This is a genomic window from Streptomyces sp. NBC_01717 (genome assembly GCF_036248255.1).
GTDB lineage: Bacteria > Actinomycetota > Actinomycetes > Streptomycetales > Streptomycetaceae > Streptomyces.
The window spans coordinates 6,987,316-7,009,542 of sequence record NZ_CP109178.1; the positions used below are offsets into that span (position 1 = coordinate 6,987,316).

Below are 22,227 nucleotides of genomic sequence, written 5' to 3' on the forward strand. Positions count from 1 at the left end.
ACTACGACAGCCATGGCTGAGGCTCAGAACATTCCGGCGGGGTCCACCACCACCGGGTCCATCGCGGTGGCCGCCGAGTCGACCGTCGCCACGCGCATGAGCGCGCCCCCGTCCTTCGACGTAGCGGACTTCCCGGTCCCGCACGGCCGCGAGGAGGAGTGGCGGTTCACGCCGCTGGAGCGGCTGCGCGGGCTGCACGACGGCACCGCCGTCGCGACCGGTGGCGCCGTCAAGGTCGCGGTGGAGGCCCCCGAGGGCGTCACCATCGAGACCGTCGGCCGTGACGACGCCCGGCTCGGCCGGGCCGGCACGCCGGTGGACCGCGTCGCCGCCCAGGCGTACTCGTCCTTCGAGCAGGCCTCGGTCATCACGGTCGCCAAGGAGGCCGTGCTCTCCGAGCCGATCCGGATCGCCGTGCACGGCGAGGGCGGTGTGGCCTACGCCCACCAGGTCGTCGAGCTGGGAGCCTTCGCCGAGGCCGTCGTCGTCATCGACCACACCGGTGACGCGGTCGTCGCCGGCAACGTCGAGTACGTCCTCGGTGACGGCGCGAAGCTCACCGTCGTCTGCGTCCAGGACTGGGACGACACCGCCGTCCACGTCGCCCAGCACAACGCGCTGATCGGCCGGGACGCCACCTTCAAGTCGATCGTCGTCACCTTCGGCGGTGACCTTGTCCGGCTCCACCCGCGGGTCGCCTACGCGGGCACCGGTGGCGAGGCCGAGCTCTTCGGTCTGTACTTCACCGACAAGGGCCAGCACCAGGAGCACCGCCTCCTGGTCGACCACAACACCCCGCACTGCAAGTCCAACGCCGTCTACAAGGGCGCGCTGCAGGGCCAGGACGCGCACGCCGTCTGGATCGGTGACGTCCTCATCCAGGCCAAGGCCGAGGGCACCGACACGTACGAGATGAACCGCAACCTGGTTCTCACGGACGGTGCGCGGGTCGACTCCGTGCCGAACCTGGAGATCGAGACCGGCGAGATCGTCGGCGCCGGTCACGCCTCCGCCACCGGCCGCTTCGACGACGAGCAGCTCTTCTACCTGATGTCCCGCGGCATCCCGGCCGAGGAGGCCCGCCGACTCGTCGTGCGCGGTTTCTTCGCCGAGCTCGTCCAGCAGATCGGTCTGCCGGACGTCGAGGCCCGTCTGCTCGACAAGATCGAGGCCGAGCTGAAGGCTTCCGTCTGATGGCCTTCGTCAAAGTCTGTGCGCTGAGCGAGCTGGAGGAGGACACCCCGAAGCGGGTGGAGCTCGACGGTACGCCGGTCTCCCTGGTCCGCACCGAGGGCGAGGTGTTCGCGATCAACGACATCTGCTCGCACGCGAACGTCTCACTGTCCGAGGGAGAGGTCGAGGACTGCATGATCGAGTGCTGGCTGCACGGCTCCAGCTTCGACCTGCGCACCGGCAAGCCGTCCGGCCTTCCCGCGACGCGCCCCGTCCCCGTATACCCCGTCAAGATCGAAGGGGACGATGTGCTCGTCTCCGTCACCCAGGAGTCCTGAGTCACCCATGGCAACGCTTGAAATCCGCGACCTGCACGTCTCCGTCGAGGCCGACAACGCCACGAAGGAGATCCTCAAGGGCGTCGACCTGATCGTGAAGCAGGGCGAGACCCACGCCATCATGGGCCCCAACGGGTCCGGCAAGTCGACCCTCGCGTACTCCCTCGCGGGTCACCCCAAGTACACGATCACCAGCGGCACGGTGACCCTGGACGGCGAGGACGTCCTGGCGATGACCGTCGACGAGCGCGCCCGCGCCGGCCTCTTCCTGGCCATGCAGTACCCGGTCGAGATCCCCGGTGTCTCGGTCTCCAACTTCCTGCGTACCTCCGCCACCGCCGTCCGCGGCGAGGCGCCCAAGCTGCGTACCTGGGTGAAGGAGGTCAAGGAGACGATGGCCGACCTCCAGATGGACCCGGCGTTCGCCGAGCGCAACGTCAACGAGGGCTTCTCCGGCGGTGAGAAGAAGCGCCACGAGATCCTTCAGCTGGAGCTCCTCAAGCCGAAGGTCGCGATCCTCGACGAGACCGACTCCGGCCTGGACGTCGACGCCCTGCGCGTCGTCTCCGAGGGCGTCAACCGGGTCCGCGAGACCGGCGAGGTCGGCACACTGCTGATCACGCACTACACGCGGATCCTCCGTTACATCAAGCCCGACTTCGTACACGTCTTCGCCAACGGCCGTATTGCCGAGTCCGGCGGCGCCGAGCTCGCCGACAAGCTGGAGAACGAGGGCTACGAGGCATATGTGAAGGGTGGCGCTTCCGCGTGACACAGCTGCCGGGCCTCCTCGACACCGAGGCGATCCGCAAGGACTTCCCCCTGCTGGATCGTACGGTCCACGACGGGAAGAAGATCGTTTACCTGGACAGCGCGGCGACTTCGCAGAAGCCGCGCCAGGTGCTCGACGCTCTCAGTGAGTACTACGAGCGGCACAACGCCAACGTCCACCGAGGTGTGTACACGATCGCGGAGGAGGCCACGGCGCTGTACGAAGGCGCCCGTGACAAGGTCGCCGCGTTCATCAACGCGCCGAGCCGCAACGAGGTGATCTTCACCAAGAACGCCTCGGAGTCGCTCAACCTGGTGGCGAACATGCTCGGCTGGGCCGACGAGCCCTACCGGGTGGACCACGAGACCGAGATCGTCATCACGGAGATGGAGCACCACTCCAACATCGTGCCGTGGCAGCTGCTCTCGCAGCGCACCGGCGCGAAGCTGAAGTGGTTCGGCATCACCGACGACGGCCGCCTCGACCTGTCCAACATCGACGAGATCATCACGGAGAAGACGAAGATCGTCTCCTTCACGCTGGTCTCCAACATCATGGGCACGATCAACCCGGTCGAGAAGATCATCCGCCGTGCCCAGCAGGTCGGCGCGCTGGTCTGCATCGACGCCTCGCAGGCCGCCCCGCACATGGTGCTCGACGTGCAGGCGCTGCAGGCCGACTTCGTGGCCTTCACCGGTCACAAGATGGTCGGTCCGACCGGCATCGGTGTGCTCTGGGGCCGCCACGAGCTGCTGGAGGACCTGCCGCCGTTCCTCGGTGGTGGCGAGATGATCGAGACCGTGTCGATGCACTCGTCGACATACGCCCCGGCACCGCACAAGTTCGAGGCGGGTACGCCCCCGATCGCGCAGGCCGTCGGCCTCGGCGCGGCCGTGGACTACCTCTCGGCGATCGGCATGGACAAGATCTTCCAGCACGAGCACGCGATCACCGAGTACGCGGTGAAGCGTCTCCTGGAGGTCCCGGACCTCAAGATCATCGGTCCGGCCACCGCGGAGGACCGCGGCGCCACGATCTCGTTCACGCTCGGCGACATCCACCCGCACGACGTGGGCCAGGTCCTCGACGAGCAGGGCATCGCGGTCCGGGTCGGACACCACTGCGCACGGCCGGTCTGCCTGCGGTACGGAATTCCTGCGACGACGCGAGCGTCGTTCTATCTGTACTCCACGCCTGCCGAGGTCGACGCCCTGGTGGACGGTCTGGAGCATGTACGGAACTTCTTCGGCTGAGGGTTGACTGGTGAAGCTTGATTCGATGTACCAGGAAGTGATCCTGGACCACTACAAGCACCCCCACGGGCGTGGCCTGCGGGACGGCGACGCCGAGGTGCACCACGTCAACCCGACGTGCGGCGACGAGATCACGCTCCGGGTGAGATACGACGGCGAGACCATCGCCGACGTGTCGTACGAGGGCCAGGGCTGCTCCATCAGCCAGGCCTCCGCCTCCGTGCTGAACGAGCTGCTGGTCGGCAAGGAGCTGGGCGACGCGCAGAAGATCCAGGAAACCTTCCTGGAGCTGATGCAGTCGAAGGGCCAGCTGGAGCCGGACGACGCGATGGAGGAGGTGCTGGAGGACGCGGTCGCGTTCGCCGGCGTCTCGAAGTACCCGGCCCGGGTCAAGTGCGCGCTGCTGAGCTGGATGGCGTGGAAGGACGCGACGGCGCAGGCGCTGTCCGAAGGGAAGACGGCATGAGCGACAACGAGACTCTCACCACCAAGCCGGCCTCCGAGGAGGAGGTCCGCGAGGCCCTGTACGACGTCGTCGACCCCGAACTGGGCATCGACGTCGTCAACCTGGGCCTGATCTACGGCATCCACATCGACGACGCCAACATCGCCACCCTCGACATGACGCTGACGTCCGCGGCCTGCCCGCTGACCGATGTCATCGAGGACCAGGCGAAGTCCGCGACCGACGGCATCGTCAGTGAGCTGCGGATCAACTGGGTCTGGATGCCGCCGTGGGGCCCGGACAAGATCACGGACGACGGGCGCGAGCAGCTGCGTGCCCTCGGCTTCAACGTCTGAGTCACATGCATGGCCGAACGGCCCCCGGCGGAAGCCGGGGGCCGTTCGGCGTTGTTCGTCCGCCGTACGCATGGTGTGTGCCCGCCGTAGGCGCGGGAACCGGAGCGCCGCGTCCGCCGCCGTGCAGAACTCCGCCGACACGCGCTACCTCACCGGGCCCTCGGACGCCTCGGCCGCCGTCGAGGAGAGGTAGGCGGCCGACAGAGGCGGTCATCGGCACGCCGATCGGGGGACGGTACGGAGGCGAAGGACCTCGACCACGCCGAGTGGAAGAAGTCCCGTTCCGTCTGGTTCACCGTCAGCAGCTGACGAACGGGCACGGCTTCGCGTTTTTTCATGGGAAACGGCCATGTCCACCGGGCAGACTGGTGGGCATGGCCGTTTCCTTTTACTCCATCGTCGTCGACGCCCACGATCTGCCGTCGCAGGCCCGGTTCTGGTGCCGGGTGCTCGACTGGAAGATGCTCTTCGAAGCCGACGACGAAATCGTCATCGGCGCCGACAAGGACGCCGTGCCCGGTATCACTTTCGTCCCCGTACCGGAGGGGAAGGCGGTGAAGAACCGGCTGCACATCGATCTCGCCCCCGATGACCAGGCCGTGGAGGTCGCGCGGATCATCGGCCTCGGGGCCACCCGGGCGGACGTCGGCCAGCGCGCCGATGCGAGCTGGGTGGTGCTGGCAGACCCCGAGGGGAACGAATTCTGCGTGCTGAGCCCGAAGAACTCGCTCATCGACTGAGAGCCGCCTGCACCCGAAACCGGGTCGGGCCCGTGAGCGCGGGCCCGACCCGCGCTCACGGACCGAACTGCGGGGGTACGGCAGCGGCTTCGGCGAGCACCGGGCCCAGGTTCTCGTTGCGCATCCGGCGGTCGACGTACAGCAGACCGGTCACCAGCTGCGGGAACGTCGCCGAGACGAGCTGGCTGACCAGCTGTCCCAGCAGCGTCGCCACCAGGTAGCCGCTCATGGCGACAACGACCGCTGCCGCATTCGGGTCGGAGCCCAGGCTCTCCATGCCGATCACGCCGGGGAACATGCCGAGGATCGAGAACGGCAGCTGGATGATGTAGCTCGCCACGGCAGCCATGAGCATGGCCAGCAGCGAGATGCCGAAGATCCGCCACCAGTCACCGCGCACCAGCTGCGACGAGCGGCGCAGCGCGGCGATCGGGCGCTGCCCCTCGAAGACCGCGGCCGCGGGGGCCAGCGAGAACTTCACCCAGAGCCAGATCGCCAACGGGGCGGTGGCCAGAGCGCCCAGGATGCCCAACGAGATCGCCACCCCGCTGCCGGATCCGCTGTCCAGGGTGATGAAGGCGATCATCATGGCGATGAAGGCGACCATCATGAGCACCATCGGGATCACCGCGACCAGGGAGGTCAGGAGCACCGTGCCGATCACGGCCGGGACCCGCGCCCAGGCCCGGCGCCAGATGATGCCGAAGGTGGTCGGCCGGCCCAGAACCGCGTCCTGCAGAACCGCCGGAACCGTCGCATACATCATGGCCGTGGCGGTCATCAGCGCCAGGACGGCCACCAGCCAGACGGCGCCGAAGGCGATCACCAGCGGAACGATGTCCTCCGTGCGCGGGCTCTCCTCCGAGGAGAGCTCTATGACCCGGTGCAGAGGGTCACTGACCGCGGAGTACGCGATCGCGACCGCCGCCCCGACCACGACCAGTGCCCCGCCGTACACGGCCGCGCCCACGCCGAACAGCTGCTTCCAGTAGCGGCCCATCGTGGAGAAGGCTCCACCGAGTATGTCCCCGAGGCCGAGGGGCCGAAGTGGTATCACCCCGGGCTTCGGCGGCGGCATCCAGCCGCCGCCCCATCCCGGTGGCCCGGGAGGCCCCCCGTACGGCGCTCCTCCGTACGGTGCGCCGCCCCCGGGCACACCGCCGCCCCACCCTGCGTCCTGCGCCACTGCTGCTCCGTCGTCTGTTGTCGTTGCTGTGTACCGGTCGGGACACCGTAGCGGTCCGGACCCGGGAGCGGGTCCCGGCCGGCGGCACAGGCCGCTGCGGGCCGGGCATTCCGGGTCGGGCCAATCGTTGTGTACAGATGTACGCAACGATGCGTACACTCGTACACATGGGATACGGGCTGCTGGCCGCGGCCATCGCGGCGGAGGTGGCCGGGACGACGGCCATGAAGTACAGCGAGGGCTTCACCCGGCTGTGGCCCTCGCTCATCACCGTCGCCGGCTATCTGCTGGCCTTCTCGCTGCTCGCGCAGACACTCAAGACACTGTCCATGGGCACCGCGTATGCCATCTGGGCCGGGATCGGCACGGCCGCGGTCGCCACCATAGGCATCCTGTTCATGGGGGAGTCCGGCAACCCGGTCAAGGTGGCGGGCATCGCCCTGGTCATCGCCGGTGTGGTGGTGCTCAACCTGGGCGGAGCCCACTGATGGCCCGCCGCTACGACCCCGAGCGACGCGGTCGCATCATCGACGCGGCGATCCGGGTGGTGGGCGCCAAGGGCATCGCCGGGCTCAGCCACCGCTCCGTCGCCGCCGAGGCCGATGTGCCGCTCGGCTCGACGACGTATCACTTCGCCTCGCTCGACGAGCTGCTGATCGCCGCGCTGCGCCGGTCGAACGAGAACTTCGCCCGCGCCATGCGGGAGAGCGAGGCGCTTCTCGCGCCGGACGCGGACCTCGCCGAGGAGCTGGCCCGGCTCCTGGGGGAGTGGTTCTCCGGCGGGCGTGGGCGACCGGAGCTGGAGTACGAGCTGTATCTTGCGGCGCTGCGCCGGCCCGCGCTGCGGCCCGTCGCCGCCGAGTGGACGGACGGTACCGCCGAGCTGCTCGGCGGACGCACCGACCCGGCCACCGCGCGGGCGTTGACAGCGCTGATGGACGGGATCTGTCTGCAGGTGCTGCTGACGGGCGGGACGTACGACGCGGCGTACGCGCGGGAGATGCTGGCCCGGATCATCGGCTGACCCGGGCCGGCCAGGCAGGGCGGCTCCGAGGTGGGTGGGCGTCGGCGCATCGCTCATCGGCAGGCCGGGGGCGACCGGCCGGTTCAGCCGCCGACCGCCGTCAGTGCCGCCCGCACGCTCGCCTCGATGTCCGTGATCGGATACAGCGCCTCGCGGACCGTCCGGTCCCGGTCCACCACCAGCGTCAGCCGCTTCAGCCGGCTGACCCCGGCGACCCGGAACGTCGGCAGGCGCAGCGCTGCCGTCAGCTCCAGCTCCGCGTCGGACAGCAGCGGGAAGCGCAGCCCCTCCGCGTCCGCGAACGCCCGCTGCTCGTCCGGGCGTTGGGTGGAGACTCCGTGCACGCTCGCCCCCGCCGCCGTGAACTCGGCCAACTGGTCGCGGTACGTACAGGATTCGAGGGTGCAGCCGCGCGCGCCCGGGATCCCCGCCCAGCCGGGCGGATAGGCGTCCCGGCGGGCGTAAGCGCCCGGAAAGCAGTACAGGACGGTGTACGGGGTGTCGGCGACCGGGTCGCTCAACACGCCGTAGCTGTCGAGGAGTTCCAGCTCGGGCAGGCGTGTGCCCACCAGTGCGTGCACCCGCGCCGCCTCCCGGGACGCCTCCGTGGTCGTCGCCATCGTCTCTCCGTCTCCCGTAACCCAGGTGTCGCCCCAGTCCTGGAGCGCGATCAGCACAGGCAGCAGTGCCCGACCGCGCGGGGTGAGCCGGTACTCGTACCGGGCCGGGCGGTCCTGGTACGGCTCCCGGGTCAGAACTCCCGCGTCGACCAGCAGGCGCAGCCGCTCGGCGAGCACCTTGCGGGACATGCCCAGCTCCTGCTGGAGCGCGTCGAAGCGGTGCACCCCGCGCGCGGTGTCCCGCACGATCAGCAGGGTCCACCAGTCGCCGACGACATCGAGGGCCTGGGCGATCGCGCAGTCGGCGTCGGCCAGGCTGGTGCGCTGCGGCATTGCTTCGTCTTCTTCCGTTCTTTTCCCATGGATTGACCCGCGGTAAGCATGCTGCCATAGTCCGTTCCCAAGGGGAACTCACTGGGGAGGGTGCTGGGGATGGGGATGCTGCGGAACGTGCCGCGGACGGTGCGGCTGTTGGCCTTCGGCGCCTTCCTCAACGGAGTCGTCAGCTTCACCTTCGTCTATCTCTTCGTCTATCTGACCGGACCGCGCGAACTGACCGTCCCGCAGGCAGGAGTGATCGCGGGCATCGGCGGGGTCGGCCTGGTCGCAGGGAACTTCACCGGCGGCTGGTTCGGCGACCACTACGGCCACCGCCGGATGCTCCTCGCGGGCGCGCTGGTGAGCGGCGCGGCGCTCGTCACCCTGCCGCTCCTGCCGGTCGCTGCGATGTACGGGGTGCTGCCGCTCGCGCAGTACGCGGCCGGCGTCGTACGCGCCGCCAACTCCGCACTCGTCGCCGTCTCCGTGCCCGAGGGTGGCCGACGCCAGAGCTTCGCCGTGATGCGCGCCGGCAGCAACGCGGGCTTCACCGTCGGCCCACCGCTCGGCGCGCTGATCGCCGCCCACTTCTCGTACGACTGTCTGTTCGTCGTCGACGGCCTCGGGACGCTGCTCTTCGCCGTGTACGCAGCGAAGGTGCTCCCGGCCCGCGGCAGCGTACACACCCGGCCGGCCCACAACCCCGACGCGCCCGGGCTCCTGCGGGAGCTGCGGGCAAGGCCGGCGGTGCCGGTGCTGCTCGCCGCGATCCTCTGCGTGGACCTCGTCTATCGGCAGCAGTACTCGACCCTGCCGGTCTTCCTCGCCGACCACGGCCGCAGCACCCAGTTCTACGGCTGGCTGCTCGCCATCAACGGCGGCGTCATCCTCTGCCTCGAACTCCCCGTGACGCACGCGCTGCGCCGACGGGCGCCGCTGAGCATCGTCGGCGTCGGTCTGTTGCTGGTGGGGCTGGGGTTCGCGGCACTGATCCCGGGGGCGGGGGTGCTGTTCGCCGTCACCATGATGGCGTCGGTGACCGCGGGCGAGATCCTCTACAAGACCACCGCCACGGCATACGTCGCCGACCAGGCACCCGCCCATGCGCAGGGCCGCTTCCAGAGTCTGTACGCGGGCGCCTCCATCAGCGGGCAGGTGCTGGCGCCACCGCTCGGCGGCGCGCTCTACGCCACCGCGCCGGAGCTGCTCTGGCCGGCCTGTGCGCTGCTGGCGGGCGGCGCGGGCCTCGCGGTGCTGGCGGCGCGGCGGCTGAGAGGGCCCCGGGCGGGAACCGCGCGGGGGCCGGTGCGCGACGCGCCTGCCGGGCAGGCGCCACCCGTACGGCAGGCACAGTCCGGGTGACCGGATCGTGCGAGGGCGGCGGGGGCCGCGCGGTGACCGTCCGGCGAGACCGGTTGGCTCCGGCGGGGCCTCGCCGGTTAGGTTTCGTGTCATGACCGACACGACTTCTCGCACCACCGGCGCCGTCGCCGCCGGCCTCGCCACCATCGCCGGCGACGGTTCCGTTCTCGACACCTGGTACCCCGCCCCCGCGCTCACCGCCGAGCCCGGCCCGGCCGGAACCGAGCGGCTCACCCCCGACCTCGCAGTGAACCTGCTCGGTGAGGGTGCGGCCAAGGCCATCGGCGTGGACGCCCGCCGCGGTGTCGAGATCGTCGCCGTCCGTACGGTCATCGCCTCGCTCGACGACAAGCCGCTCGATGCGCACGACGCGTACCTGCGCCTGCACCTCCTCTCGCACCGCCTCGTCCAGCCGCACGGCCAGAACCTGGACGGCCTCTTCGGCCTCCTCACCAACGTCGCCTGGACGTCGCTGGGTCCGGTCGCCGTCGACGACCTGGAGCACGTGCGGCTGAACGCCCGCGCCGACGGCCTGCACCTCCAGGTCACCTCGGTCGACAAGTTCCCCCGGATGACGGACTACGTCGCACCGAAGGGCGTCCGGATCGCCGACGCCGACCGGGTCAGGCTCGGCGCGCACCTCGCCGCCGGTACGACCGTCATGCACGAGGGCTTCGTCAACTTCAACGCCGGCACGCTCGGCACGTCGATGGTCGAGGGCCGCATCTCCGCGGGCGTCGTCGTCGGCAACGGCTCCGACATCGGCGGCGGCGCCTCCACGATGGGCACCCTCTCCGGCGGCGGCAAGGAGCGCATCGTCATCGGCGAGCGCTGCCTGATCGGCGCCGAGGCCGGCGTCGGGATCGCGCTCGGCGACGAGTGCGTCGTCGAGGCCGGTCTGTACGTCACCGCCGGTACGCGCATCACGCTGCCGGACGGCCAGATCGTCAAGGCGCGCGAGCTCTCCGGCGCCTCGAACATCCTGTTCCGCCGCAACTCGGTCACCGGCGCCGTCGAGGCCCGCCCGAACAATGCGGTGTGGGACGGCCTGAACGACGTTCTGCACAACCACAACTAGCGTGTAGCTGCCAGGAGTTCCTCGTACGCCCTCCGCAGCCCGTCGGTCGCCTCGCGCCCGGCGGGCTGCAGTGGTTCCCGGACCGGGCCCGCGTCGAGCAGCGCCTTGACCGTCACGGTGCCGGGCAGACCCGACGCCATCATCAGCTCGGCCAGGGGCGCAGTCAGCCGATTGAGCCGGGCGGCCGCCGCGGTGTCCCCGGCGTCGAACGCGTCCAGGACCGCCCGCAGTTGCCGGGGCGCCACATTGGCGACCGTGCTGACATAGCCCGCCGCGCCCACCGCGTACAGCGGCAGGTTGAGCTCCTCGCAGCCCGAGTAGTACGCGAGCGAGGTCGCGCCCATCACCTTTGTCGAGCCGAGCAGGTCGTACGCGCAGTCCTTCACCGCCACGATGCGCGGGTGCTCGGCCAGCCGCAGCAGGGTCGCCGGCTCGATACGGGTGCCGGTGCGGCCGGGGATGTCGTACAGCATCAGCGGAATGCCGGTCGCGTCCGCGACGCGACCGAAGTGCGCCTCGACGGCGGCCTGCGGGGGTCTGCTGTAGTACGGCGTCACGACCAACAGCCCGTCCGCGCCGGCCTGTTCGGCCTGTTGCGCCAGCTGCACGGTGTGTCGGGTGTCCGCACTGCCGACCCCCGCGACGAGCGGTACGCCGTCGCCGACGGCTTCCCGGACCGCGCGCAGCAGTGCGGTCTTCTCGGCGCCGGTGGTGGTCGGGGACTCGCCGGTGGTTCCGCTGAGCACCAGGCCGTCGCAGCCGTCGGCGACGAGGCCGGCGGCATGCTTCCCGGCTGTCTCCAGGTCCAGGTCGCCGTCGGCGGTGAACGGAGTGATCATGGCGCAGAGGGCGCGACCGAAGGGGGCTACGGATGCTGTCATGTCCGAAGTGTCGGATGGCGGGACCGTAAAGGTCTACTTAGTTCTTCTTGGGGTGAAGGGGAAGGAGCGCTGAACAATGGTCGTACGAGCCCCGTCTGCGCTCTGGCATGATCGAACGCCTATGCGGCAGGCCGACACGGGGGCGGGTGCATGAGCATGCAGGAAACGGCGAGTACGGGGAACGGGACGCGCAGAGCGGTGGCGGCCGTGTGCTTGGCCGGGGCATTGACCCTGTCGCTGTCGGGATGTGCCGGATTGTTCGTGCCGGCGGGCGAGGGGGAGCCGGTGCCGACGCCGAGCGTCTCGCAGACACCCGGCCGGATGCACGCGGAGAAGCTGCAGCCGGGTGACCTGTCCACCGCCCCGCCCGCCACCGGCGACGTGCCCAGCCCAGCCCCGCCGCCGAGCGCCGCCAGCCGGGCCGACTGCCCGTCCTCCGGCCTCGTCGTGGACATGGGAGAGGTGCAGGCCGCACTGGGCCACCGGGCTGTGGGACTCACCCTCACCAACTGCGGCAGCAAGCCGTACCGGGTCGACGGCTACCCGTCCGTCCGGGTCCTGGACGCCCAGGGCGAACCGCTGCCGGTCAAGGTGAACCCGGGCTCCTCGTACATGGGAACCGACCCGGGTCCGAAAGAGATCATGCTGAAGCCGGGGAAGTCTCTGCACTCGCTGCTCGCCTGGGTCTCCACCGCGACCGGCGGCGACCTCATCGAGGGCGACGCGCTGGAGATCGCACCCGCCCCGGGGCTGGAGGCGCGCACCTTCCCGTTGCAGGGGAGCGACGTACGGCTGCTCGACGAGCTGAACATGACCGCCTGGCGCACCGCCTCGCCCCAGTAGCGCCGCCGGGGCGGCTCAGAGGGCGAGCTTGAAACCTTCGTGGCTGCGGTCGAAGCCCAGCGACTCGTAGAACCGGTGCGCCTCGGCACGCCGCTTGCTGCTGGTCAGCTGCACCAGCGCGCACCCCCGCAGCCGGGCCCGGTCGACGACCTGCTTCATCAGCTCCCGCCCCAGCCCACCGCCCCGCCGGTCCGCCCTGATCCGCACCGCCTCGATCAGCGCCCGCTCCTCGCCGCGCTTCCCGAGCCCCGGTATGTACGTGGCCTGCAGACAGCCCAGCACGGTGTCGCCGTCCACCAGCACGAGCATCTCGTTGCGCGGATCGCTCTCGATATCGGCGAAGGCTCTCTCGTACGCCTCGTCGACCACGACCGAGGCCGGCTCGACGACCCGGTTCTCGTCTGCGAGGAGCGCGAGGACGGCGGGCAGGTCGTCGCGGGTGGCGGTGCGAAGGATCACGCCCCGGAGTCTGGCACGGGCACCTGAGCGCTCAGCGGCCGGATACGGTCCGACCGCGCGGCCGGGCTCAAACGTGAAGCCGGTGGTTGACCTCGAGCGTGCTTGACGTATCAGGGTGTTCCTCAGCGGCGCACCGCAGGGGTGCCCCGGTGAGGAGGGCCGTCATGAGCGTGCAGTTCGAGTCCCGTCCCGATGTCGCCCGGGGCGACGTGGGCCTCGTCAAGGCCGGCACCTGGGACGTCGGCACCCCCGCGCGGCAGCGGCAGGCGGTCGAGGCCATCCGTGAGGCGTGGGGCAGCCGGGACTGGCCGCACCCGGGGCTGCTCTCCTACACCGTGCACGCCGGGGACGACGGGAAGACGCTGTTCCACTACTCGCAGTGGAGTGGTGAGGGCGCATATCAGGAGTTCTTCGCGAACGGACGGGATGCACGCAACGCCGACATCGATGCCGCCGTGCCCGGGATCCGCCGGCTCGGGCCGCACACGTACGAGCTCTACCGCTCCACGGCACCGAGCGACGGCGACGCCCGTGCGCCAGGATGCGTCGTGATCGTCGACGTCGAGTTCGACGGGCCGGACAAGGCGCGTCAACGGGACTGGGTGGACACCGTGTTCGAGGCGCTCGGTACGGACCCGGCGCCCGCCCCCGGCGGCATCTCCGGGCACTTCCATGTGAGCGTCGACGGGACCCGCGTACTCAACTACGCGGAATGGGCGAGCGCGCAGGCGCACATCGACGCGCTCGCCGCTCCCGGTGACGGCGTCGGGTCGAGGACACCGCAGTGGGAGCGGGTGCAGTCCTACCCGGGGGTGAGCGGCGGCGGTGTGCACCGTTACTCGCCGGCGCTCAGTCTGCGGGCGGCCGAGTAGCCGGCGAGGACCGGGGGCCACGGGCGCAAGCGCGACGCCTGCGGACCGGCGGTGGTTCGGGCGGACGACGCGGGAGGCCGCACGGCCTCCGGGGAGCGCGGGAGGCGGATGAGGGGTGTCGGACGCGTCGATTCCCGGGCTGTGCAGGGCAGTTGTCGAGGTGCGCCGGGTGACCGGCCGCCGTCCGTCGTAGGGGCCGAGTGGCATGGGCGAAATGCGTCTACGCTTGGTCGGCCTGGGACCACCACCCCCTGCGGGTCGGTCCGAGCCCGTACCCCCGTACGTCCGAGGAGAACCACCTGATGTCCGCAGAGCGCCCATTCCTGCCACCGGTACGGCTGCACTCCGAGGCGGAGCTGGCCCGGGACGCGCTCGCCGCGCCGCTGCTCGCCCGGGCCGTCCGGCTCGCCCGCTGGGCGGGACCCGGGACCCGGGTCGGCGCCGGCGGCGAGCTCGTCGAGGCGCAGCTGCCCGCCGCGGCCGAGCACCTCGGCCTGGCGGCGGACGAGGACGGTGCCGCGGAGGCCAGTGAGGCGTGGCGCCTCGCGGTCGACACCGGACTCCTCGACGTCCACGACCCGGAGGGCGACGACGCCGGAGACGACGCCGAGGGGACCGTCAGCGCGGGCGAGAACCTGGGGCTGCTGACCGGCGGCTCCCCGCAGGACGTCCTCACGATCTGGCTCGACGGCCTGGAGGCCGTGCACGCCGACGCCACCGCACCCGTCTTCGACGATTTCGCCGATCTCGTCGGCGAGGACGGCTCGATCGACTTCGACTCCCTGGAGTGGGACCCGGAGGCGGAAGCCGAATTCCTCGACGGCGTGCTCGGCAACCTGTATCTGCTCACGGTCGGCGACGGCAGCGAGGGCGAGGCTGCCGTACCGCTGCCCGCGCTCGCCGCGTCGATGATCGTGCCCGACGAGATGGGCGAGCCCACCGACGACATCCTGGAACAGGTGTCGGAGGCGATGATGCGCCTCGACGACCAGTTCCGGCTTCTCGAACCGATCGGCATCGTCGCCTACCGGCCGGTGGACGAGACGCTGCTCGTCGAGGAGGGCGAGGAGGCCCAGCCGCCCGCCGACGACGAGGACGTCAGCCGGTACGGCATGGTGCGGCTGACCCCCCTCGGCCTGTACGGCATCCGGGCCCGGATGCTGGAGGCCGGCGTCGATGCCCCGGCGATCGGCGATCTCGCTGACAAGGGCGCGGACACGCTCCTCGGCGGCATCGCGTACTACCCGGAGACGGCGGCGCGCAGCGAGGTCGAGCAGTGGCTCGCCCGCCGCGGCGCGGACGGGGCCGCGGGCGAACTGCTGGACGCGGCACGCGGCGCGGACCAGCAGGCCCCGTTGCGCAGGCTGCACTGTCAGCAGGCGCTCGCCCTGGTCGGCGCGGAGGCCGAGCCCGCGGTCCGTGCGGTGCTCGACGATGCGGAGCTGGGTGGCCTCGCCCGGGTCTGGCTCGCCGAGCGCGGCGCGGCGGATGTACCCGCGCCGCCGGAGTCGATGATCTTCTGGCTCGCCATCGACACGATCGCCGCCCAGCTGGAGGCGGAGGGTGATCTGGACGAGCTCCAGGGGCTGGTCGAGGGGCTCTCCGGCCAGCACAGCGGGTTCTTCGACGAGGCGTGGCGGGTGGCGCACCCGGCGACGGCGGACGTCCTGGAGGCGATGGGGCGGCTGCACAGCGACAAGCAGCAGGCGAAGGAAGCGCGGAAGGCGGCGTTCAAGGCGCGGTCGCGTTCGGGCGGCTGAGCGGGGCGGCCGGGCGCCGAGCCGTCGAGTCGGGCAGTCGGGCAGTCGGGCAGTCGAGCGGAGGGCGGCGGTAGCGACTCTGTGAAGGTTCACAGGAAGGATGTCGCTCGAAGACGCCTGCAGTTCAACTGGTGTTGGTGCGGGGGCGGGAGCGTGAGCCCGCAAACACCCGTCCCAGCAGCTCCAGGAGTTCGTGATGCCCTTCACGCGCAGGGAATTCACCAAGCAGTCCGCCCTCACCGGCGCGGGCATCGCCCTGACCGGTACCGTCGCCGCACTGGCCACCGCGCCTGGTGCCCTCGCCGCGCAGGAGTCCGGTCACGACCACGACGACCACCACGGTCATGACCACGGACACGGTCACAGCCACGAGCCCGGCTACGGTCCGCTGGTCTCCGACCCGAAGGGCATACTCGCGCTGCCCGCCGGATTCTCGTACCGCATCGTCACCCACAGCGGTGTCACCAAGCTGGAATCCGGCGAGTACACCCCCTCCAACCACGACGGCACAGCCGCCTTCGAGGGCCCGCGCGGCGTCACCCTGCTCGTCAACAACCACGAACTGAGCGGCACCCGGGCCGGCTGGGAGCACCCCGTCCCGCTCACCGAGGGCCTCGTCTACGACCCGATCGCCGCCGGTGGCTGCACCGTCGTGGAGACCCGCCGCGACGGCCGCACCGCCGAGTGGGTCGGCATCGCCGGCACGTCCACCAACTGTGCCGGTGGCGCCACCCCGTGGGGCACCTGGCTCACCTGCGAGGAGACCGAGGACAAGGCCGGCAAGAACGGTCTGCTCAAGGACCACGGCTACGTTTTCGAGGTCGACCCGTACGACGAGCGCGCCAACCGCGACCCGCGCCCGATCAAGGCGTTCGGCCGGTACGCCCACGAAGCTGTCGTCATCGACCCCAAGCTCGGCCACGCCTTCCTGACCGAGGACGCGGCCGGCCCCAACGGGCTGCTCTACCGCTGGGTTCCGCCGCACGGCTTCAAGCACGGCCGCGGCAAGCTGCGCACGCTCGCGGACGACGCCGGTGTCCTCCAGGCCACCAAGTGCTTCGACAAGAGCGGCAAGTTCGTCGACGACCTGTCCCGCGCCACGAAGATCGGCACGGTGTACGGCGTGGACTGGGTGGACGTCGTCGACCGCGACGCCAAGACCGTCTCCGTGCGCAAGCAGTTCGGTGACCAGGACGTCACCCGCGCCCGCAAGCTCGAAGGCATGTGGTGGGGTGACGGCGGCGTCTACATCGTCTCCTCGTTCGCCCGCGAGGAGAGCCCCGTCCAGCACGACGGCCAGGTCTGGTTCTACGACCCGAAGCGCCGCACGCTGACGCTGAAGGTGCTTCTCGGCGTGAACGCGGACCCGTCGAAGGACGGCGCCTTCGACGGCCCGGACAACATCACCGTCTCGCCGTACGGCGGTCTGGTCATCGCCGAGGACGGCGAGGGCGTCCAGCACCTCTTCGGGGCGACGGAGAGCGGCCGCACGTACCCGATCGCGCGCAACGACCTCAACGCGGGCACGGCCGAGGAGCCGGAGTACAGCGAGTTCACCGGCGTCACCTTCTCGCCCGACGGGAAGACGCTGTTCGCCAACATCCAGACGCCGGGCATCATGCTCGCCATCACCGGCCCGTGGAAGCGCCAGCCGAACCGGCACTGACGCACCGTCCGGACGCCCCGAAAAACCCTTCGCGCGTCCGGAGGCCGGTCTTCTAAGGTCCTGTCTGTGCCCAGGTGCGCAGGCAGGACCTACTTCCACTCTCAATGGGGATGTCGCGGGTTCGAGTCCCGTCATCGGCTTTCGAGCCGGTGTAGCTCAGGGGGTAGAGCACCTTCGTCGGTTCCGCCGACTGTGATCTCTGGGCACGTACAGCTTCAAGAAATTGCACGCACCTCCCGGTGCGCAGGCTACGGCTACTTCTTCGAAACAAGTTCCGCCGTCGCCGACCTTGATCTCGGGAGGCACAGCATCGGGTGCCCGGTGCGCAGGTGACGGATACTTCTCGGATCTGACGGTTGCGGGTTCAAGTCCCGCCCGGCCACGGCCGGTAGCTCAATGGGCAGAGCATCAGGCAAGCCCGTCGCCGACTCCTGATCTCGGGCACCCATGCGCTGTGTCTTCCCCCAATGAATTCGGGGGAATTCACCATGGCACGCTTCAACGTCCGTACCACCAAGGCGAATACGGCTTCGCCCGTGAAATCGACCGGGCGCACCGCGCCCACCCGTCAGGGCGGTCGCGGATATCTCCGGGAAAACCGTTCCGAACTCTTTCTGCTTGCCGTGGCCAATTTCGTCTCGCAGCAGACCTTTTACGAGAATGCCGAGCAGCGCGACAGCCGATTCGCCACGCTGGTACGCATCCTTGCGGTGGGCGACCCCGACTGGACCGCCGGACTGCTGGGATGGCTGCGCCGCGACGGCGGGATGCGGACCGCGGCGATCGTCGGCGCCGCCGAGTACGTGAAGGCCCGGCTCGACGCGGGGGCCGAGGACGGGCCGTCCAACCGGCAGGTCGTCGACTCCGTCCTGCTGCGCGCCGACGAGCCCGGCGAGCTGCTGGGGTACTGGACCTCGCAGTACGGCCGTACCGTGCCCAAGCCCGTCAAGCGCGGGATCGCCGACGCCGTACGCCGCCTCTACAACGGCAAGTCGCTGCTGAAGTACGACACCGCGTCCAAGGGCTACCGCTTCGGCGACATCCTGAACCTGGTGCATGCCGCGCCCGACCCGGAGAGGTCCTGGCAGGGCGAGCTGTTCCGCTATGCCCTCGACCGCCGGCATCACCCGGACGCGGCGGTTCCGCCCGCCTCGAACCGCACCCTCTCCGCCCACCGGGCGCTGATGGAGCTGCCGGTCGAGGAGCGGCGGGCCGTGATCACCGCGCCCGACGGGGCGGACCGGCTGGCCGCGGCGGGCATGACCTGGGAGGCCCTCGCGGGCTGGCTGCAGGGACCGATGGACGCGGCGGCATGGGAGGCGGTCATTCCGTCGATGAGGGCGATGGCACTCGTCCGCAATCTGCGGAACTTCGACGAGGCGGGTGTCTCGGACGAGGTCGCCGCGCAGGTGGCGGCGAAGATCTCCGACCCGGGCGTGGTCGCTGCATCGCGGCAGTTCCCGTTCCGCTACCTCGCGGCGTACCGGCACGCTCCGTCGCTGCGCTGGGCGTACCCGCTGGAGCAGGCGCTCGGCCACTCCCTCGCGAACGTTCCGGCGCTGCGGGGGCGGACGCTGATCCTGGTCGACCGCTCGGGCTCGATGTGGTCGCCGCTCTCGGACCGGTCGCAGCTGAACCGGGCCGACGCCGCCGCGATCTTCGGTGCGGCGCTCGCGCTGCGGGCCACCGATGCCGATCTGGTGGAATTCGGTACGAACAGCGCACCGGTGACCTTTCGCAGGGGCGAGTCCGTGCTGAAGATCCTGGACCGGTTCGGTGATCTCGGTGGCACCAACACCGCGGAGGCGGTCCGCCGGCACTACCGCGGCCATGACCGGGTACTGATCGTCACGGACGAGCAGGCGTCGTTCACGTATCGCGGTGATGCCACCGAGGCCGTCCCGGCGAGTGTGCCCGTGTACACCTGGAATCTGGCCGGATACCGGGTCGGGCACGCCCCGTCCGGAAGCGAGAACCGCCACACCTTCGGGGGTCTTTCGGACGCCGCATTCCGCATGGTGCCCCTGGTGGAGGCGGGGCGGGACGCCGACTGGCCCTGGAAACGCTGATTACGAATACGGCATCAGTGGGCCCTCAGGAGCGGTCGGGCATGGCGTCGGGCGTCCCGGAGGCGCATACTCAACGTAATGAAACAGTCAGCCGGATCCCGGCGTCACCTGCCTTCCAGTCCCTTCAACCGCCCGGCCCAGGCGGCCCCACCGGTCGAATGCTTCGATGTGGGCGACAGGGTGTCGCATGACCAGTTCGGACTCGGTCGAGTCCTCGCTGTCGAGGGCGACAACGACGCAGTGCTCATCGACTTCTCGGGGCGACAGGGGAGGATCCTGAGCCCGTACTCCAAGCTGACCAAGCTCTGAGAGGGACGACGAGCGTACGAAGCGTCCGTCCCGCACTCCCCTTCCGGGGCACCTGAGATCAAGCAGGTGCCCCGGAAGCCATTTCAGGTTGCGGGCTCCAGGAGCGCGCGCAGCGACCTTCTACAGCGCCTGTGCGGCGGGCTTGACCATGCCGCGGACCGTGCGCGACTTGACGAAGTCACCCATCGCCGTCATCTCCCACTCGCCGGAGAACTGCTTGATCAGCTTCGCCATCATCACGCCGGTCTGCGGTTCGGCGCCGGTCAGGTCGAAGCGGACCAGCTCCTCGCCGGACGTCGCGTCGATCAGCCGGCAGTAGGCCTTGGCGACCTCGGTGAACTTCTGGCCGGTGAACGAGTTGACCGTGAAGACCAGCCCCGTCGCCTCCGGGGGGATCCGGCCCAAGTCCACGACGATCACCTCGTCGTCTCCCGCGCCCTCGCCCGTGAGGTTGTCGCCGGAGTGCTTGATCGCACCGTTCAGGATGGAGAGCTTGCCGAAGTAGCAGCTGTCCAGATGGTTCCGGTTGGGGCCGTAGGCGATCACCGAGGCGTCGAGGTCGATGTCCTTGCCACGGAACGCGGGTTCCCAGCCCAGCCCCATCTTGACCTGCGAGAGCAGCGGACGGCCGCCCTTGACCAGGGACACCGTCTGGTTCTTCTGGAGGTTGACCCGGCCCTTGTCGAGGTTGATCTTGCCGGAGCCGGCGGGCGCCGGAGCGGCGGCGGGCGGGGCCGCGGGAGCGGCGGTCCGCGGGTCCACGGGGGCGGCGGCAGGCATCGGGGGTGCGACCGGGGCGGGCGGTGCGGCGGGCTCCTCGACCGAGACGCCGAAGTCCGTGGCGATGCCCGCCAGCCCGTTGGCGTACCCCTGGCCGACCGCTCGGGCCTTCCAGGCGCCGTTGCGCAGATAGACCTCGATGACCACGAGCGCCGTCTCGGCACCGAGACTGGGCGGGGTGAAGGTGGCGAGCACACTGCCGTCGTCCGCGTTGCGCACGGTGGCGGTGGGCTCGATGCCCTGGAATGTCTGCCCCGCCGCGTCCGGGCTCGCCGTGACGACGATCTTCTCGATGCCGGGCGGCACCGCGGCGGTGTCCACCACGATCGCGTCCGGCGCCGTGCCGCCGCCGGAGCGGTAGGTCACGCCCGGGCCGGTGGGCTGGTTGTAGAAGATGAAGTCGTCGTCGGAACGCACCTTGCCGTCGGAGGTGAGCAGCAGGCCCGAGACGTCGAGCCGCACCGGGGCGGCGACGTCCACCGCCACGCGGGCGGTGGAGAGAGGGATGTTCGAGCCGGGGGTCATAGCGGTCATGCCCGGGGTAACGAACGACCCGGCTTTGCCGTTCCCTTACCTTCGCGGGCTTGCTCCGTACAGATCAGCGCCCGCCGCGTGCCCGGTTGCGGGGGTGGTCGCGGGCGGTGCGCTCGTTGCCGTGCTTGTACGCGCCCGTCCAGCGCGCCATGACGAGCTGGGCGTCGCCGGACACCACTTCGGCCAGGAACTTCTCCGCCCGGCTGCCGCGCAGGGTGCCTGCCGGGCGGCCGTGATGGGTGATCGTGACGCTCGCGTCGCCATATTGCTCGTACTGGAATCCGGAAGGCTTCGGCATGGCCGTATGGTGCCCGCTCGCCCCGGATGCCGTCGCGCGAATTTTCGGACTAGTACGGCCAGATCGGCGGATGGGTGACGAAGTGGCCGCCGAGGTGGGCGTGGTCCGGGTTGGCCGGGTCGAGTTCGCCCTGTTCCGCGACGAGCTTCTCCGCGTACTGCTCGGAGTCGTCCTGCGGCTCGTACCCGAGCGACCGGGCCGTGGTCAGATCCCACCACAGGCGGGTGTTGTCGGAGGAGCCGTAGACCACCGTGTGCCCGACCTCGTCGGCGGTGAGTGCCGCGTGGAAGAGCCGGGCGCCGTCACCGGGGCTCATCCAGACCGACAGCATCCGTACGGACGTCGGTTCCATGAAGCAGGAGCCGATGCGCACGGAGACGGTCTCCAGGGCGTGCTTGTCCCAGTAGAGCTGGGCGAGATCCTCGCCGAACGACTTGGACAGGCCGTAGAAGGTGTCGGGGCGGCGCGGAGTGTCGATCGGGATCAGCGGGTCGCCGGGGAGCGGGCGGGGGGTGTGGCCGATGGCGTGGTTGGAGGAGGCGAACACGATGCGCCGGACGCCTTCCTCGCGCGCGGCCTCGTACAGGTTGTACGTCCCCTCGATGTTGGCCCGCAGGATCTTGTCGAAGGAGGCTTCCAGTGAGATGCCCGCGAGGTGGATGATCGCGTCGACGCCGCGCACGGCCTCACGCAGCGCCTCCTTGTCGCCGAGGTCGGCCGTGATCGCCTCCGGCTCGCCCTCGATGGGGGTGACGTCGAAGAGGCGGAGTTCGTAGCCGTACGCGGGCAGCAGGCCCCGCATCAGGGTGCCGAGGCCGCCGGCGGCGCCGGTGAGCAGGACGGTGCGGGGAGCGGGCATTCGCTGATCTCCTCGGTACATACGCGCGACACATCAAATCCATGGACGACATTCACATGCATGGACAAACTAAGAAGTGAGGGCGTGGCGCGTCAAGTGGTACGACCCTCCTGTGCGGGGGCGTCGGCTCTCGCCTCGACTCCGCCTCCGTGTCGCGAGTTCTCGTCTTGACCTGCCCCGCGTGGCTGCCTTAACTTGGTGGCGTTCATGAATATGGACGCCGATCAGAATT

Annotated in this window: 24 protein-coding genes; 17 read left to right on the plus strand and 7 right to left on the minus strand. The window is 70.1% G+C overall.

The window, feature by feature from the left end:
* Nucleotides 1–12: 12 nt before the first annotated feature.
* The 7 genes from sufD to OHB49_RS31655 all read left to right on the plus strand — a co-directional run bounded on the left by sufD (nucleotide 13) and on the right by OHB49_RS31655 (nucleotide 5,077).
* Nucleotides 13–1,194 (plus strand): Fe-S cluster assembly protein SufD, encoded by a 1,182-nt coding sequence (sufD, locus tag OHB49_RS31625; protein ID WP_329164356.1) that lies wholly within the window; start codon nucleotides 13–15, stop codon nucleotides 1,192–1,194.
* Nucleotides 1,194–1,511 carry a bifunctional 3-phenylpropionate/cinnamic acid dioxygenase ferredoxin subunit gene (locus OHB49_RS31630; RefSeq protein WP_030919832.1) on the plus strand — a complete coding sequence of 106 codons (318 nt, stop codon included), beginning with the start codon at nucleotides 1,194–1,196 and terminating at the stop codon, nucleotides 1,509–1,511. Before sufD ends, OHB49_RS31630 begins: the two co-directional genes overlap by 1 nt.
* A gap of 7 nt (nucleotides 1,512–1,518) precedes the next feature.
* A complete protein-coding gene (sufC, locus tag OHB49_RS31635) occupies nucleotides 1,519–2,283 on the plus strand; it encodes a Fe-S cluster assembly ATPase SufC (RefSeq protein ID WP_030919835.1) in 765 nt (254 codons plus the stop codon).
* A complete protein-coding gene (locus OHB49_RS31640; RefSeq protein WP_030974668.1) occupies nucleotides 2,280–3,536 on the plus strand; it encodes a cysteine desulfurase in 1,257 nt (418 codons plus the stop codon). The genes sufC and OHB49_RS31640 overlap by 4 nt, the downstream gene beginning before the upstream one ends.
* A 10-nt stretch (nucleotides 3,537–3,546) precedes the next feature.
* Nucleotides 3,547–4,002: a Fe-S cluster assembly sulfur transfer protein SufU gene (sufU, locus tag OHB49_RS31645; protein WP_037852851.1), complete on the plus strand. Its 456-nt coding sequence runs from the start codon at nucleotides 3,547–3,549 to the stop codon at nucleotides 4,000–4,002.
* Complete coding sequence (locus tag OHB49_RS31650; RefSeq protein WP_030974666.1) at nucleotides 3,999–4,337, plus strand: metal-sulfur cluster assembly factor; 339 nt, start codon at nucleotides 3,999–4,001, stop codon at nucleotides 4,335–4,337. Before sufU ends, OHB49_RS31650 begins: the two co-directional genes overlap by 4 nt.
* A 374-nt stretch (nucleotides 4,338–4,711) precedes the next feature.
* Complete coding sequence (locus tag OHB49_RS31655; RefSeq protein WP_329164357.1) at nucleotides 4,712–5,077, plus strand: VOC family protein; 366 nt, start codon at nucleotides 4,712–4,714, stop codon at nucleotides 5,075–5,077.
* 55 nt (nucleotides 5,078–5,132) lie between these two features.
* On the opposite strand, the gene OHB49_RS31660 is transcribed toward OHB49_RS31655, so the two are convergent.
* Nucleotides 5,133–6,155 carry a hypothetical protein gene (locus tag OHB49_RS31660; protein WP_329164358.1) on the minus strand — a complete coding sequence of 341 codons (1,023 nt, stop codon included), beginning with the start codon at nucleotides 6,153–6,155 and terminating at the stop codon, nucleotides 5,133–5,135.
* 275 nt (nucleotides 6,156–6,430) lie between these two features.
* On the opposite strand from OHB49_RS31660, the gene OHB49_RS31665 reads away from it, so the two are divergent.
* Nucleotides 6,431–6,751 carry a DMT family transporter gene (locus OHB49_RS31665; RefSeq protein WP_030974663.1) on the plus strand — a complete coding sequence of 107 codons (321 nt, stop codon included), beginning with the start codon at nucleotides 6,431–6,433 and terminating at the stop codon, nucleotides 6,749–6,751.
* Nucleotides 6,751–7,287 (plus strand): TetR/AcrR family transcriptional regulator, encoded by a 537-nt coding sequence (locus tag OHB49_RS31670; RefSeq protein ID WP_030974662.1) that lies wholly within the window; start codon nucleotides 6,751–6,753, stop codon nucleotides 7,285–7,287. Before OHB49_RS31665 ends, OHB49_RS31670 begins: the two co-directional genes overlap by 1 nt.
* Nucleotides 7,288–7,370: 83 nt before the next feature.
* Here OHB49_RS31670 and OHB49_RS31675 read toward each other — a convergent pair whose 3' ends face one another.
* Complete coding sequence (locus OHB49_RS31675) at nucleotides 7,371–8,240, minus strand: winged helix-turn-helix transcriptional regulator (RefSeq protein ID WP_329164360.1); 870 nt, start codon at nucleotides 8,238–8,240, stop codon at nucleotides 7,371–7,373.
* Nucleotides 8,241–8,339: 99 nt separating this feature from the next.
* Here OHB49_RS31675 and OHB49_RS31680 point away from each other — a divergent pair, with 99 nt between their 5' ends.
* Nucleotides 8,340–9,587 (plus strand): MFS transporter, encoded by a 1,248-nt coding sequence (locus tag OHB49_RS31680; RefSeq protein ID WP_329164361.1) that lies wholly within the window; start codon nucleotides 8,340–8,342, stop codon nucleotides 9,585–9,587.
* A gap of 91 nt (nucleotides 9,588–9,678) precedes the next feature.
* Nucleotides 9,679–10,665, plus strand: a complete 987-nt coding sequence (gene dapD / locus OHB49_RS31685) for a 2,3,4,5-tetrahydropyridine-2,6-dicarboxylate N-succinyltransferase (RefSeq protein WP_329164363.1) — start codon at nucleotides 9,679–9,681, stop codon at nucleotides 10,663–10,665.
* On the opposite strand, the gene dapA is transcribed toward dapD, so the two are convergent.
* On the minus strand, nucleotides 10,662–11,546 hold the full coding sequence (gene dapA / locus OHB49_RS31690; protein WP_329164364.1) for a 4-hydroxy-tetrahydrodipicolinate synthase: 885 nt from the start codon (nucleotides 11,544–11,546) through the stop codon (nucleotides 10,662–10,664). The genes dapD and dapA overlap by 4 nt on opposite strands.
* A gap of 285 nt (nucleotides 11,547–11,831) precedes the next feature.
* Here dapA and OHB49_RS31695 point away from each other — a divergent pair, with 285 nt between their 5' ends.
* Entirely contained in the window at nucleotides 11,832–12,389 is a 558-nt protein-coding gene (locus tag OHB49_RS31695; protein WP_329164365.1) for a DUF4232 domain-containing protein, read from the plus strand.
* A gap of 15 nt (nucleotides 12,390–12,404) precedes the next feature.
* Here the strand turns inward: OHB49_RS31695 and OHB49_RS31700 are convergent, their stop codons facing one another.
* Nucleotides 12,405–12,848 (minus strand): GNAT family N-acetyltransferase, encoded by a 444-nt coding sequence (locus OHB49_RS31700; RefSeq protein WP_329164367.1) that lies wholly within the window; start codon nucleotides 12,846–12,848, stop codon nucleotides 12,405–12,407.
* Between the two features lie 164 nt (nucleotides 12,849–13,012).
* On the opposite strand from OHB49_RS31700, the gene OHB49_RS31705 reads away from it, so the two are divergent.
* From OHB49_RS31705 to OHB49_RS31725, 5 genes are all read left to right on the plus strand, one after another.
* Nucleotides 13,013–13,720 carry an antibiotic biosynthesis monooxygenase gene (locus OHB49_RS31705; RefSeq protein ID WP_329164369.1) on the plus strand — a complete coding sequence of 236 codons (708 nt, stop codon included), beginning with the start codon at nucleotides 13,013–13,015 and terminating at the stop codon, nucleotides 13,718–13,720.
* A gap of 302 nt (nucleotides 13,721–14,022) precedes the next feature.
* Nucleotides 14,023–15,480 carry a hypothetical protein gene (locus tag OHB49_RS31710; RefSeq protein ID WP_329164370.1) on the plus strand — a complete coding sequence of 486 codons (1,458 nt, stop codon included), beginning with the start codon at nucleotides 14,023–14,025 and terminating at the stop codon, nucleotides 15,478–15,480.
* 196 nt (nucleotides 15,481–15,676) lie between these two features.
* On the plus strand, nucleotides 15,677–17,146 hold the full coding sequence (locus OHB49_RS31715) for an alkaline phosphatase PhoX (RefSeq protein WP_030974647.1): 1,470 nt from the start codon (nucleotides 15,677–15,679) through the stop codon (nucleotides 17,144–17,146).
* 488 nt (nucleotides 17,147–17,634) lie between these two features.
* On the plus strand, nucleotides 17,635–19,215 hold the full coding sequence (locus OHB49_RS31720) for a TROVE domain-containing protein (RefSeq protein WP_329164372.1): 1,581 nt from the start codon (nucleotides 17,635–17,637) through the stop codon (nucleotides 19,213–19,215).
* 78 nt (nucleotides 19,216–19,293) lie between these two features.
* Complete coding sequence (locus OHB49_RS31725) at nucleotides 19,294–19,524, plus strand: hypothetical protein (RefSeq protein ID WP_014156926.1); 231 nt, start codon at nucleotides 19,294–19,296, stop codon at nucleotides 19,522–19,524.
* 120 nt (nucleotides 19,525–19,644) lie between these two features.
* Here OHB49_RS31725 and OHB49_RS31730 read toward each other — a convergent pair whose 3' ends face one another.
* The 3 genes from OHB49_RS31730 to OHB49_RS31740 form a co-directional block, all read right to left on the minus strand.
* Nucleotides 19,645–20,838 carry a TerD family protein gene (locus OHB49_RS31730; RefSeq protein WP_329164373.1) on the minus strand — a complete coding sequence of 398 codons (1,194 nt, stop codon included), beginning with the start codon at nucleotides 20,836–20,838 and terminating at the stop codon, nucleotides 19,645–19,647.
* 64 nt (nucleotides 20,839–20,902) lie between these two features.
* Entirely contained in the window at nucleotides 20,903–21,136 is a 234-nt protein-coding gene (locus OHB49_RS31735) for a hypothetical protein (protein ID WP_329164374.1), read from the minus strand.
* A 49-nt stretch (nucleotides 21,137–21,185) separates the two neighbouring features.
* Nucleotides 21,186–21,995 carry an NAD-dependent epimerase/dehydratase family protein gene (locus OHB49_RS31740; protein WP_329164375.1) on the minus strand — a complete coding sequence of 270 codons (810 nt, stop codon included), beginning with the start codon at nucleotides 21,993–21,995 and terminating at the stop codon, nucleotides 21,186–21,188.
* Nucleotides 21,996–22,227: the final 232 nt, after the last annotated feature.

Excerpts from the sequence above, each read along its gene's own strand:
- OHB49_RS31740 (WP_329164375.1), bottom strand. The coding sequence starts at position 21,995 with ATGCCCGCTCCCCGCACCGTCCTGCTCACCGGCGCCGCCGGCGGCCTC.
- OHB49_RS31705 (WP_329164369.1), top strand. The coding sequence starts at position 13,013 with ATGAGCGTGCAGTTCGAGTCCCGTCCCGATGTCGCCCGGGGCGACGTG.
- OHB49_RS31730 (WP_329164373.1), bottom strand. The coding sequence starts at position 20,838 with ATGACCGCTATGACCCCCGGCTCGAACATCCCTCTCTCCACCGCCCGC.
- sufC (WP_030919835.1), top strand. The coding sequence starts at position 1,519 with ATGGCAACGCTTGAAATCCGCGACCTGCACGTCTCCGTCGAGGCCGAC.
- OHB49_RS31670 (WP_030974662.1), top strand. The coding sequence starts at position 6,751 with ATGGCCCGCCGCTACGACCCCGAGCGACGCGGTCGCATCATCGACGCG.
- OHB49_RS31675 (WP_329164360.1), bottom strand. The coding sequence starts at position 8,240 with ATGCCGCAGCGCACCAGCCTGGCCGACGCCGACTGCGCGATCGCCCAG.
- dapD (WP_329164363.1), top strand. The coding sequence starts at position 9,679 with ATGACCGACACGACTTCTCGCACCACCGGCGCCGTCGCCGCCGGCCTC.
- OHB49_RS31650 (WP_030974666.1), top strand. The coding sequence starts at position 3,999 with ATGAGCGACAACGAGACTCTCACCACCAAGCCGGCCTCCGAGGAGGAG.
- OHB49_RS31680 (WP_329164361.1), top strand. The coding sequence starts at position 8,340 with ATGGGGATGCTGCGGAACGTGCCGCGGACGGTGCGGCTGTTGGCCTTC.
- OHB49_RS31655 (WP_329164357.1), top strand. The coding sequence starts at position 4,712 with ATGGCCGTTTCCTTTTACTCCATCGTCGTCGACGCCCACGATCTGCCG.
- OHB49_RS31725 (WP_014156926.1), top strand. The coding sequence starts at position 19,294 with ATGAAACAGTCAGCCGGATCCCGGCGTCACCTGCCTTCCAGTCCCTTC.
- OHB49_RS31665 (WP_030974663.1), top strand. The coding sequence starts at position 6,431 with ATGGGATACGGGCTGCTGGCCGCGGCCATCGCGGCGGAGGTGGCCGGG.
- OHB49_RS31720 (WP_329164372.1), top strand. The coding sequence starts at position 17,635 with ATGGCACGCTTCAACGTCCGTACCACCAAGGCGAATACGGCTTCGCCC.
- OHB49_RS31735 (WP_329164374.1), bottom strand. The coding sequence starts at position 21,136 with ATGCCGAAGCCTTCCGGATTCCAGTACGAGCAATATGGCGACGCGAGC.
- sufD (WP_329164356.1), top strand. The coding sequence starts at position 13 with ATGGCTGAGGCTCAGAACATTCCGGCGGGGTCCACCACCACCGGGTCC.
- OHB49_RS31710 (WP_329164370.1), top strand. The coding sequence starts at position 14,023 with ATGTCCGCAGAGCGCCCATTCCTGCCACCGGTACGGCTGCACTCCGAG.
- OHB49_RS31715 (WP_030974647.1), top strand. The coding sequence starts at position 15,677 with ATGCCCTTCACGCGCAGGGAATTCACCAAGCAGTCCGCCCTCACCGGC.
- OHB49_RS31660 (WP_329164358.1), bottom strand. The coding sequence starts at position 6,155 with ATGCCGCCGCCGAAGCCCGGGGTGATACCACTTCGGCCCCTCGGCCTC.
- dapA (WP_329164364.1), bottom strand. The coding sequence starts at position 11,546 with ATGACAGCATCCGTAGCCCCCTTCGGTCGCGCCCTCTGCGCCATGATC.
- OHB49_RS31630 (WP_030919832.1), top strand. The coding sequence starts at position 1,194 with ATGGCCTTCGTCAAAGTCTGTGCGCTGAGCGAGCTGGAGGAGGACACC.